This is a genomic window from Streptomyces sp. W16, assembly GCF_033194735.1.
GTDB lineage: Bacteria > Actinomycetota > Actinomycetes > Streptomycetales > Streptomycetaceae > Streptomyces.
The window spans coordinates 1-11,062 of sequence record NZ_JAWOAI010000339.1; the positions used below are offsets into that span (position 1 = coordinate 1).

General features: G+C 69.6%; 13 protein-coding genes and 1 pseudogene. 8 read left to right on the forward strand and 6 right to left on the reverse strand.

Annotated elements, in window-relative coordinates; all coding sequences use genetic code 11:
- The coding region (locus R6V09_RS34450; protein WP_317885392.1) for a DHA2 family efflux MFS transporter permease subunit at positions 1-1,353 on the reverse strand (1,353 nt) is incomplete at its 3' end.
- A 128-nt stretch (positions 1,354-1,481) separates the two neighbouring features.
- Between R6V09_RS34450 and R6V09_RS34455 the strand changes: the two genes are divergently transcribed.
- Both R6V09_RS34455 and R6V09_RS34460 read left to right on the forward strand, forming a co-directional pair.
- Positions 1,482-1,940 carry a MarR family winged helix-turn-helix transcriptional regulator gene (locus R6V09_RS34455; protein WP_317885393.1) on the forward strand — a complete coding sequence of 153 codons (459 nt, stop codon included), beginning with the start codon at positions 1,482-1,484 and terminating at the stop codon, positions 1,938-1,940.
- Between the two features lie 211 nt (positions 1,941-2,151).
- Positions 2,152-2,985, forward strand: coding sequence for a zinc-binding dehydrogenase (locus R6V09_RS34460; protein WP_442810208.1), 834 nt, complete (start codon positions 2,152-2,154; stop codon positions 2,983-2,985).
- Positions 2,986-3,230: 245 nt separating this feature from the next.
- Here R6V09_RS34460 and R6V09_RS34465 read toward each other — a convergent pair whose 3' ends face one another.
- On the reverse strand, positions 3,231-3,467 hold the full coding sequence (locus tag R6V09_RS34465) for a helicase associated domain-containing protein (protein ID WP_317885395.1): 237 nt from the start codon (positions 3,465-3,467) through the stop codon (positions 3,231-3,233).
- A gap of 653 nt (positions 3,468-4,120) precedes the next feature.
- On the opposite strand from R6V09_RS34465, the gene R6V09_RS34470 reads away from it, so the two are divergent.
- The 5 genes from R6V09_RS34470 (at position 4,121) to R6V09_RS34490 (ending at position 8,072) form a co-directional block, all read left to right on the forward strand.
- On the forward strand, positions 4,121-5,446 hold the full coding sequence (locus R6V09_RS34470) for an outer membrane protein assembly factor BamB family protein (protein ID WP_317885396.1): 1,326 nt from the start codon (positions 4,121-4,123) through the stop codon (positions 5,444-5,446).
- A 724-nt stretch (positions 5,447-6,170) separates the two neighbouring features.
- Positions 6,171-6,716, forward strand: coding sequence for a SigE family RNA polymerase sigma factor (locus R6V09_RS34475; protein WP_317885397.1), 546 nt, complete (start codon positions 6,171-6,173; stop codon positions 6,714-6,716).
- Positions 6,713-7,405: a SecDF P1 head subdomain-containing protein gene (locus R6V09_RS34480; protein WP_317885398.1), complete on the forward strand. Its 693-nt coding sequence runs from the start codon at positions 6,713-6,715 to the stop codon at positions 7,403-7,405. The genes R6V09_RS34475 and R6V09_RS34480 overlap by 4 nt, the downstream gene beginning before the upstream one ends.
- Before the next feature lie 200 nt (positions 7,406-7,605).
- Positions 7,606-7,791 (forward strand): IS3 family transposase, encoded by a 186-nt coding sequence (locus R6V09_RS34485; RefSeq protein ID WP_317885399.1) that lies wholly within the window; start codon positions 7,606-7,608, stop codon positions 7,789-7,791.
- A gap of 110 nt (positions 7,792-7,901) precedes the next feature.
- Complete coding sequence (locus R6V09_RS34490; RefSeq protein WP_317885400.1) at positions 7,902-8,072, forward strand: hypothetical protein; 171 nt, start codon at positions 7,902-7,904, stop codon at positions 8,070-8,072.
- Here R6V09_RS34490 and R6V09_RS34495 read toward each other — a convergent pair.
- From R6V09_RS34495 to R6V09_RS34510, 4 genes are read right to left on the reverse strand one after another with little or no spacing between them, the layout of a single operon-like run.
- A complete protein-coding gene (locus R6V09_RS34495; protein WP_317885401.1) occupies positions 8,062-8,241 on the reverse strand; it encodes a hypothetical protein in 180 nt (59 codons plus the stop codon). The two genes, R6V09_RS34490 and R6V09_RS34495, sit on opposite strands and share 11 nt — an antisense overlap.
- Before the next feature lie 12 nt (positions 8,242-8,253).
- Entirely contained in the window at positions 8,254-8,382 is a 129-nt protein-coding gene (locus R6V09_RS34500) for a hypothetical protein (protein WP_317885402.1), read from the reverse strand.
- A 58-nt stretch (positions 8,383-8,440) separates the two neighbouring features.
- Positions 8,441-9,559: a fatty acid desaturase family protein gene (locus R6V09_RS34505; protein WP_317885403.1), complete on the reverse strand. Its 1,119-nt coding sequence runs from the start codon at positions 9,557-9,559 to the stop codon at positions 8,441-8,443.
- Positions 9,560-9,566: 7 nt separating this feature from the next.
- Positions 9,567-10,622, reverse strand: a complete 1,056-nt coding sequence (locus tag R6V09_RS34510) for a ferredoxin reductase (RefSeq protein WP_317885404.1) — start codon at positions 10,620-10,622, stop codon at positions 9,567-9,569.
- 87 nt (positions 10,623-10,709) lie between these two features.
- Here R6V09_RS34510 and R6V09_RS34515 point away from each other — a divergent pair.
- Positions 10,710-11,062, forward strand: a pseudogene (locus tag R6V09_RS34515) (PucR family transcriptional regulator); the annotation flags it as partial.

An 11,062-nucleotide genomic window follows, 5' to 3' on the forward strand; every position in this document is an offset into this window, starting at 1 on the left:
GACAGCCAGTGCCGCGAGCGGCATGAGCGCTGTGGTGTGCAGGGTGGCGGTGAAGGCAGCGGCGTAGGTCTTGCCGGTGGCGAGCTCGGCGGCGAGCCGGCCCTGCAGCAGCGCGCCGACGGCGGCGGCGCCGACCACGGAACCGATCTGCCGCACGGTGTTGTTGATTCCGGAGGCGGCACCGGCGAGCTGCGGCGGGACGTGCCGCATGGCCTCGGTGGACATGGGGGCGATGATGCAGCCGACCCCGAGACCGGTGAGCAGGGTGGCCGGGACGAACGCGTACCAGACGATGCCGGGCGCGGCGGTCAGAGTGATGGCGAGGATGCCTGCGGCGTAGCAGACGAGCCCGGTGAGCAGGACGTACTTGCCGCCGATCCGGTCCGCCAGCCGGCCCGCGAACGGCCCGACCGTCATCGACACCAGCGAGGAGGGTGCGAGCACCAGTCCGGCTGTGACGGCGCTGAGGTGCAGCACGGACTGCAGATACAGGTTGAAGGGCAGGACCAGGCCGAGCATCGCCACCGAGACGAGCCCGACCAGGGCGGTCATCGCGGTGAAGTTGCGGTCCTTGAACAGCGCGAACGGGACGAGGGGTTCGCGGTCCTGACGGCGCCGCTGGTGCCGTACGAACCCGGCGCCCAGTGCGCCCGCGGCGCCGAGCATCAGCCAGATGACCGGACCCCACTGGTACTTCTCGCCCTCCTGCAGACCGAAGGCCAGGCAGAACAGGGCGGCGGCGGACAGCAGCACACCGGTGAGGTCGAAGCGGTGGGTGCGCGCGGGCCGGATGTCGGGTACCACCAGGAACGTCAGGACGAACGCGGCCACCCCGACCGGCACGTTGACCAGGAAGATCCACCGCCAGCCCACGGCCGACACCAGGACGCCGCCCAGGGTCGGGCCGGACAGGGTGGCCAGCCCGGCGACCATGCCCCAGATGCCCATGGCGGTGCCGCGCCGCCCGGCGGGGAAGACGGCGACGATCAGTGTCATGGTCTGCGGGGTGAGCAGTGCTGCGCCCAGCCCCTGGACCACCCGGGCGGCGATCAGCGCGGTGGCGGTGGGGGCGAGCCCGCAGGCGATGCTGGCGAGGGTGAAGACGACGAGTCCGGCCGCGAACAGGTTCCGCGGTCCGCGCAGATCCCCGAGCCTGCTCGCGGTGATGATCAGTACCGACAGCGCCAGCGCGTACCCGCTGACCACCCAGAGCATCTGGTCCAGCGAGCCGCCGAGCCCGCTCATCATGTCCGGGATCGCGATGTTCACGATCGTCAGGTCCAGCAGGGTCATGAAGAACCCGAGGGAGAGCGTCACCAGGACGGCCCACGGGTTCCCTCGCCACTTGCGCACGGTCGTGCTCCTTTGCTCCGCCCCGGTGGTGCCCGGGTCTCTGCGACGACAGTAACCCATCACTATGTGATGCATCAAGAGAGATGCATTAAGAAAAGATGCATCTTCCTTGATGTAATGTGGGGGGCATGAACGGAGTCGAGCTGTTCCTCCTCGGACGCACCCTGATGAAGATCGGTGAAGCCGCGATCCCGGAACCCGAAGGCGGACTCACCCGCTACGGCGGCAGCGTCCGGTCCGTCCTCATCGTCACCAGCGACCTGGCCACCCACCCCGACAGCGCCGTCGGCGAGATCGCCGCCCGGACCGGCCTGCACCAGAGCCAGGTCTCCACCGCCGTCGCCCGCCTGAAGGAAGCCGGCGCCGTCATCACGGCCCCCGACCCGGCCGACCGCCGCCGCCTCCTGGTCCGCCAGGCCCCCCACATCTCCGGCCGCGTCGCCGAAGTCAGGGCCGGCGCCATCGACGACACCCTCACCGCCGCCCTTGGCGACGCAGGCCCCCAACAGCTCAAGGAAGTCAAGGACGCCCTCGACGTCCTGGCCCGCCACTTCTCCCCGCATCCCCGGGCGCACATGAAGTCATGAACCGCACGGCCACCACAGGCCCCCTCCGCCAACCAAACCCCTCGCAAACCGCGCACAAGCCCACCACGGGAGCATCCGCCGCACGACCGACGCCGACCTCCAGAACGGAGCTCCCCAGTCCCGTGTGAGCCATCGGCATCCACAGCTTCGGCACCCCTGACGTCCTTGGCACAGTCGACCGGCCCCTGCCCACGCCCGGCCCCGGCGAGATCTGCATCAAGGTGGCCGCAGCCGCCGTCAACCCGAGCGACCTGGCCCTGCGCAGCGGTATGTTCGCCGCCTTCCTCCAGAACGTCCCCCGCCCCACACTCCCGGCATGGACGCCTCCGGAACCGTGGACGCCACCGACCCCGGCACCGACTTCACCCCCGGCCGGCGCGTGATGGCGTACGTCAACCCCCTGCACCCGTACGGCGGTGCACAAGCCGAATACATCGTGACCCCGCAGGACCACGCCACACCTCTGCCCGACGAAACCGACCTGCACGACGCGGCCGGCCTTCCCATGAACGGCCTCACCGCCCACCAGGCACTGACCCTTCTCGCGCTCCCCGCAGGAGCCACCATCGCCGTCACCGGCGCCACCGGAGCCCTCGGCGGCTACGTGGTCCAACTGGCCGCCCACCAGGGCCTGCGAGTCGTCGCAGGCGCCGACCCCACCGACCACGACCTCCTGCGCGAACTGGGCGCCATGCCGGTGGCCAGAACGGCCGACGCCTACCTGGAGGCAGTCCCCGAGGGAGTGGACGCCCTGGTCGACGCAGCGGCCACAGGAACCGCCCTCCTCCCAGTCGTCCGCCGGGACGGAGACTACGTCCAGTGCCGCCCCGGCCCGCTGGACCTGCTCCCCGGCATGACCCACCACCACCTCAACGTCATGGCATACGACAACAAACAGGAAACCCTCAAAGAACTGGCCACCCTGACAGCCAAGGGCACCCTGACCCTGCGCACGGCAGCCCGCCTCACCCCGGACAGGGCGGCGGAGGCACACCGCAACCTGGAGAAGGGCGGACTGAGGGGCCGTCAACTCATCATCTTCTGAATCTTCTGACCAGTTGCGATCCCGGCACACCACGTTCACGCTCTCCGCGCCAATTCAAAAGGGCAGTTCCCGGTGCGGAGACAGATCGCCTCGCCGCCGCTCCTCGTACCGCTCGGCCCACCAGTCCGTGTCACCGACGGCCAGGACATCGAAGGCGGCCAGGCGGACAGCGAAGCCCTCCGCCGGCCGGAGACCCCAGGCCGGAGCGGGACTGCAGCTTCCCGAACGCCGGCTCGCCGCACGGCCTACCAGCGCATGCCCAACTCATCGAGCGCCGCCAGACGTTCCGGGGTGAGCCTGTCCGCCCTGCGCCGTGTGTTGTCGAGCCACCCCCCGAGCCGAACCGGCATACCGCTCTCCCCATCCCCACCGGCCAGCTCCTCGACGAACTTCCTCGGGACACGGAGGTGACCTTCACGCGCGTGGAACTGGCGGGCGGCGGCGAGATGGACAGCCCATCGGCCGGCCCGAGTCCGTCGCACCGGCTGCGATGTGCCGGTTTGGTGTCAGTGGGTGATGTCGGTGACGGCATGTCAGGGCAGGGCGTTTTCGCTGGTCGTGGGGTGTTGAGCGTCGCGGCTGTCTTGTGGTGGTACACCCCGCTTCGCTGCCATGGGAACGGCACTTCTGATCCTGCGGTGGCTGTGCGGCGGCACGCTTGCCGCTGCCGGTTCCCCGCATGCCGTGCAGCTTGCGCCGGGGGCCCGACGACCGAACGATCCCGTGGGCCGGGCGTGGTGCCTGCGGCAACCGTCCGGGCGGGGGCGTTGGTACCCGATGGGCACCCGGCCACCCTCGTGGCGTCAGGATGATCACATCTGCGAACATGTTCCCGTCATCCACGCCGAGTCGCGCGCCCCGCGTAGCCATGCGCCCGGGCGAAGGAGAACAGCACCCCATGTCGCAGCCGCCAATGCCACCTCCCTCGCAAGGCCGGCCTCCGCAGCCGCCCCCGTACCCCCAGCAGGCGGGGCCGTATCAGCCCCCTCAGTCCTACGGCCCCTACCAGCCCCCTCAGCAGCCACAGCCGGGCCCTCTGCCACACGCTCAGAATCCTTATGCCCAGCCTCAGTTCCCGCCCCCGCCTCAGCAACCGCCCACCCGCAGACGGCGCCTGCCGCTCGTGCTGTGCGCAGTGGCCGCCGTCCTGGCTCTCCTCGCCACCGGCACGGTCCTCATGCTCCGCGGCGACGACTCCACCCGCTCGGACGGCAGGGCGAGCGCCACCTCCCTGCCCCCCACGCCCACCCCGACCCCGACCACCATCAACGGCCGGCAGCTCTTGAACGTAGACCCGCCCAAGCCGAAGAACGCCAGCGACTACGTCCAGACCCCCGGAGCCTGGCTCACCTCCCGCGCTTACGCCACCGGCGCCGAGCAGGCCGTCACCGGCTACGACCTGACCACCGGCAAGCGCGCCTGGACCGTCCCGCTCTCCGGCGGCCTCTGCGGGGCCTCCCGCAACGTGACCTCCGCCGGTCTCGTCGCCGTCGTCTTCCACGCGACCGAGGACACCGTGAAGAGTCACTGCACGCGGTTCGCGGTGATCGACGTGAACAAGGGCGTCAAGGTGTGGGAGAAGCCGATCACCGACGAGAGCGTCAGCCTCGGGCTCGGCCTGAACGTCGCGATCAGCGACACCGTCGCGGCGGCCGGTTGGCCCGGCGGGTCCGCCGCCTACGACACCTCCACCGGCGCCCCCGCGTGGACCGCCCCGGCCGACGGCTGTACCCAGGAGGAGCACCTCGGCGGTGAGGAACTCCTCACCCTGTCCTACTGCAAGACCTCCGCCGGCATGAAGTTCCGCATCGGCGAGCGCGATCCGGGCACCGGCAAAGCGACGTGGCGGTACGAGGTGCCGAAGGCCAAGGGCGCCTGGCTGGTGTCCAGTGAGCCGCTCGTGCTCGGCCTGCTTCAGAACGACGACGGCCTGGACGCCGACCAGTTGGTCACCGTCTCCGACGAGGGCAAGGTGCAATCCACCATCCCACTCGGCGACGACTACGTCGCGGGGTGCGGCGAGGCCGGCGGCTGCGGCGCCACGGTCGTGAGCGGCGACACCGCCTACCTCGGCAGCGACCCCCACAACTACTCCGCGGGCAACCGGATCACCGCTTTCGACCTGACCACCGGCAAGGCCATCCGCAGCTTCTCGGCCCCGGACGACTCGACCCTCGTTCCGGTGCGCGCCGAAGGCAAGGCCCTCGTCGCCGTGCAGGAGGCCGAACCCACCACCCCCGCCCGGATCCTGCGCCTGGACCCCGCCACCGGCAAGAGCACCACGTTGATGGAGATGCCCAACCAGCTGTCGCTCAACAGCACGCTGCACTCGTTGATCAGCACCGATGTCAAGGTGCCCATGCTGTACGACGACGGGCGGTTCTTCCTGCACACCGGCAGCGGCTACTACGCGAACGAGACAAGCCCCGATCCGATGACGCTCGCTTTCACGACCTGGTAGACATCCGCCGGGCAGTTCGCGGATGAAGGCGCCGGACGACAGCCCGCCCGGCCCTTGGCGCCTCGCTGACGCGGCCGATCCGCTGGGGCCCGATCGAGCAGCAGTACGAGTTGCACTACGGCAAGTACGGTGCCCTGACCTGCGATGTCCCGGTTTGGTGTCAGTGGGTGGGTGTCGGTGATGAGGTGTCAGGCGGGGGTGTTTTTGCTGGTGGGTGTTGTGGGTGGGTGGGGTCGCTGACGTGGGGTGGTGGCTATTGGTGATGCTGCTGTCGTGGGGCGGTACACCCGGGTCCGCTGCACGATCGGGTGACAGGGCAGGTCTCCAAGTCGCCCGGCCTGGAGTCCGTGCTGGCGGCGTTGTAGGTGTAGCGCATTGCGGCGGCCTTGTGCGGTGTGCAGTTCCACAGCGGCCCGTGGCTACCACGAAAGCGCCGAGGCTGGTGGCGTCCAACTGAGGTCCATCCGGCCCGGCCCGGTGTTCCGCATGCCCTCGGTGATGCTCACTGTCTGGCCGACCTTCCCCAAGATCGGAACCGGCACGCCGCTCGGCCCGAAGTCCGTCGCCTGCGGCTCCGGGGTCCTCCCCCCACGGCCTGGCGTGTCGGCGTCCTTCCATGACCTTCGGCGTTGCTGTCCGGTGGACGAGGCGGAGAAAGTGCGTGCGGCAGGGCAGTCGTTTGCGTGTCCGTACCCGTCTTTACGGGGGAACGAGGGAGGGCGCATTGAACGCCGACGAGGAACGCCAGTTCCGCGAGTTCGTGGCGGCGCGGTCGAGGTCGATGCTGCACACGGCCTACCTGCTGACCGGGGACTGGGAACAGGGCCGGGACCTGCTCCAGACCGCGCTTGCCTCCACGGCCCGACGCTGGTCCAAGCTCCGTGACCGGGAACAGCCAGAGATCTATGTGCGCCGCGCGCTCTACCACGCCCAGGTGGATCGCTTCCGGCTGCTCAGCTGGGGGCGGGAGACGGTCACGGACTCAGTGCCGGACCAGCCGTCCGCACAGGGCGCCAACTGGGCCGACGCCGTCGTCCAGCGGCAGGACATCATGACCGCGCTGCGGCGGCTGCCCAAGCGTCAGCGTGCGGTGATCGTGCTGCGCTACTTCGAGGACCGGCCCGACAGCGAGATCGCCGCGATCCTGGGCGTCGCTCCGGGCACGGTCCGCAGCCAGACCCACAAGGCCCTCGTCACGCTCCGCATCACTCTGGCCGAGGCAGGGCCGTCCGTCTCCTCCAATGCCTTCGGAAGGGGCGTGACCGCATGAACGATTCGACCGAGGAACTGCTGCACGACACCTTGCACACTCATGTCCGGGAGCGCGACGGTGACGTCGGCGCCCATCTCGTCGGCCTGGCCGACGGCGCGTTGCGGGTCGCCCGGCGGCGGCAGCGGCTAACGCGCGCCGGTGTCGGGGTTGCCGTCGCCGCGGCGGTAGCCACCGCCTGGGTGGCTGTCGCGGACGACGACCCGCTCCGCGCCCACATGGTGCAGCCCGCCGAAGGACGAGACGCTACAAAGGCGGCCACGATCTCCCTCCTGCCGGTCACCTCGGCGACAGAGCGGGCCTGCACCCCGGCCGGCGGCGGCTATACCGTGCACCGCACCGAGACCCACCCGGCGATGTGCATTCACGCCGACTCGGCCGGCGGCATGAGCGACGTCCGCGTCTCCGCGGTGAAGGCCGAGAAGGGTACCGTCGACGGCAGCTGGCAGGTGGAGGTGACCCTCACGCCCGCCGACCGGACTCGTTTCGCCACGCTGACCGGCTCCCTCGCGTCGGCCCCGGCCCCGCGCAACCAGTTCGCCATCGTCGTGGACGGCAAACTGTGGGGCGCTCCCATCGTGGCCCACTCGATCACCGTGGGCCGTGTCGAGATCGTCGGCGCTTACGACGGAGACCTCACCAGCGCCACGGCCCACGACCTCGCCCAGCGACTTGGCCCCGGCAGGTGAGCGGCCAACTCCTGCTGTGGGAGCGGCAGTTCAGGGAAGGCGTCCGTCGTGTGGGGCGGCTTGCTGGGTCGCGGAGACAGAAGTCGTTGAAGGCTTGGATCTGACGTTCGCACGGTTGCTGACGCCCCGCTGGTGTTGTAGCGCGGGGTCGGCGGCCCCCGGGCAGGGTGCGGACACTCGCGTGTCGTCCTTCCGGACGCGTGTTGAAGGTCGAGTACGTCCATAGGCACGCCTTCGCCACACGCACCGAGGCCCGGATCCGGATCGCGACCTGGATCACCAACTTCTACAACAGCCGTCGGCCAGACAGCGTGTGCGGCTTCAAGAGCCCGATCGACTACGAACACGGCTACTGGGCCGGCCTCGGTGAGGGGCTTGCTGCATAGGAAGGTCTCCGCGATTCGAGGGGATTGACATCGCCGGCATCCACGACGCCCTGGTCGGCCTCGCCGACGAACTCAAGCGCCGCCTCGACCTGGGCGCCGACCTGGACGGCGTGCTGCGGCTGATCGTCACGATCGACGAGGCCAACACCACGCTGCGGCAGCTCGCCCGATACTGGGAGACGTTCCGGGAGAAGGACGACCCGAAGACGTCCCCAGCCATCACAGCGCTCGAGGACGCCCTGTGGGCGGGACGCGCGGCCTGCGTCCACGTCAGGCCGTGAAGGCGGGCTGGAGGTGGTTGGGCGGGTAGTGGGTGCCGATGCCGAGCTGGCGCAGGGCGCCGAAGACTTCCTCCTGGTGATGCGGGACACGGACCCCGCACCGGTGAGGCACCATGCGTTCAACGTCGATGTCGAGCAGAACGGCTCCCTCGATCCCCTCCAGCGCCACGGCGTAGGAACGTCACAGCTGGCGCCGCCGCTGCTGGATCTCGGGAAGGAGGGGGAGTGGGGCGAGGCCGATCGCGGCGTTGCGGGACGGCATCCGCACGCGCAGCCCGTAGCCGCTGACCGGGTGGGGGTGGCTGGTCATGTCGGCGCGGCTGGTGACGCCGTTGGTACGGCCGAAAGATCTGAACCAGTACCGGGAATCAGGCCGCGACGAGCTCCTGCTCGCGGTCCGGCGTCCTGACCTTGGGCTTCTTGTTCGGCAGCGAGAGCCGGAAGACCTTGTGCCACGCGGAGAGCACCTGCTTGGGCAGCGGCCCGGTGACGTACTCCAGCTCGTACTTCTCGAACAGCGCGCGCACCTTCACCGCGACCTCGGCGTACCGGTTGCTCGGCAGGTCCGGGAACAGGTGGTGCTCGATCTGGTGCGACAGGTTTCCGGTCATGAAGTGCATGGCCCTGCTGCCGCTGATGTTCGCCGAGCCCATCATCTGGCGCAGGTACCACTGGCCGCGCGTCTCGCCCTTGATCGACCGGCGCTCGAAGACCTGCACGCCCTCGGGGAAGTGCCCGCACATGATCACCGAGTGGGTCCAGATGTTGCGGACCAGATTCGCGGTGAACGTGGCGGCGAGCGTGGGGAGGAACGACGGGCCCGACAGCAGCGGGTGGATCACGTAGTCCTTGAGCACCTGCTTGCGGATCTTGCGGCCCACGGCCTTGGCCCGCGCGCGGAACTCCGGGTTCTTGCGGCGGCGCTTGTTCAGATTCTTGCCGAGCTCCAGGTCGTACGCCGCGATGCCGTACTCGAAGAAACAGGCGTTGATGAAGTTCCACAGCGGCTGGCCGAGGTGGAACGGGTGCCACCTCTGGTCCTCGTCGACGCGCATGATGCCGTAGCCGAGGTCGTTGTCCTTGCCGATCACGTTGGTGTACGTGTGGTGCAGCTCGTTGTGCGAGTGCTTCCACTGCTCGGACGGCGAGACGTGGTCCCACTCCCAGGTGGTGGAGTGGATCTTCGGGTCCCGCATCCAGTCCCACTGGCCGTGCAGGATGTTGTGGCCGATCTCCATGTTGTCCATGATCTTCGCCACGGACAGACCGGCGGTGCCGAGCAGCCACGCGGGCGGGAAGAGCGAGAACAACAGCACGCCCCTGCTGGCCAGTTCGAGCTTGCGCTGCGCCGAGATGACCTTGCGGATGTAGGCGGCGTCCTTCTCGCCGCGGCCGGCGATCACCTCGTCGCGGATCGCGTCGAGCTCGCGGCCGAGCTCCTCGATCTGCTCCGCGGTCAGGTGGGCGGTGGGGTCGGTGGCGGTCAAGGTGCTCCTACCGTTCGATGTCGCAGGGGCCCGCCGCGGCGGACACGCAGGTCTGGATGAGGACGCCCGGCTCGGCCTCGGTGATCTCGCCGGTGCGCAGGTCGCGGACGGCGCCCGCCTTGAGCGGCGTGACGCAGCCGAAGCAGATGCCCATGCGGCACCCGGAGGGCATGAGCACGCCGGCCTCCTCGCCGACGTCCAGCAACGGCGTGGCGCCGTCCGCGCCGACGGTCTTGCCGCTGGCGCTGAACGTGACCTCGCCGCCGTCGCCGGTGACGACGATGTTGGGGCGGAAGCGTTCGGTGTGCAGGCGCTCTTGGACGCCGTGCTCGCTCCAGTGCTCTTCGGCGGCGTCGAGCAGGCCCGCGGGCCCGCAGGCCCAGGTCTCGCGCTCGGCCCAGTCGGGCACGAGTTCGTCGAGACGGGCGATGTCGAGCTTGCCGTCCGTGTCGGTGTGCACCTCGGTGAGCCGCAGCTTCTTGTCCGCGACCAGGTCGTGCAGTTCGTCGCGGAAGATCACGTCCTGTGGCCGCGGCGCGCAGTGGACCATGACGACGTCGTCGAACTCGGTGTCGCGCAGCATGCCCATCACGGGCGTGATGCCGCTGCCGGCCGTCAGGTAGAGCACCTTGGCGGGCTTGGCCCGCGGCAGCACGAAGTCACCGGTCGCCTGGTCGAGCTGGATCAGCGTGCCCGGTTTCGCGCTGCGGACCAGGTGGTTGCTGACCTTGCCGTCCGGGATCGCCTTCACGGTGATCGTGACGCGGCCGTCCTGGCGGTTCGTCGGCGAGGTGACCGAGTAGGCACGCCACAGGCGCACTCCGTCGACGTCGACCCCGATCCGCACGTACTGACCGGCCGTGTGGCCGCGCCAGCCCCGTCCCGGTCTGATCACGACGGTCGCGGCGTCACCCGTCTCGGGGTGCACGGCCTCGATGCGCCCACGCAGGTCGGCGCCCGCACGGAGCGGGCTGACCAGGTCGAGGTAGTCCGACGGCAGCAGCGGCGTCGTGACCATCTCCAGCAGTTTCCACGCCCTGGTGCGGAGGGCTGTACTCGTCATGACTCCAGCCTGCTGCGCCTCAAGGCGTAAAGTCCTGACCGCAGGACGTAAATCTGGTCGGCTGAATTGTTCGCAGGGAATAGAAACGTGAGCCATGCAGTTCGGAGGGCCAGCGAACTGGCCCTGGATGAGACGACGGTCACGGCAATGCGGGCCGCGCTGAAGGCCACCGCCGACGAGGTCGTCGAGGCGATCATCGACGAGGTCCCGCCCTACGCCAACGCCCTTTCGGGCCGCATGGGCGCCACCATGCGCCGAGCCGTTCGCACCGCCCTGGGGCACTACCTGGACCTCGCGAGCGGGAACGCCACGGGCGGCGACGCCGGTGACGCGGCCTACGAGCTGGGCCGCGGCGAGGTGCGCGACGGCCGTTCGCTGGACGCCCTGCGCAGCGCCTACCGCGTCGGCGCCCGCGTGGCCTGGCGATGCCTGGCGGCGGG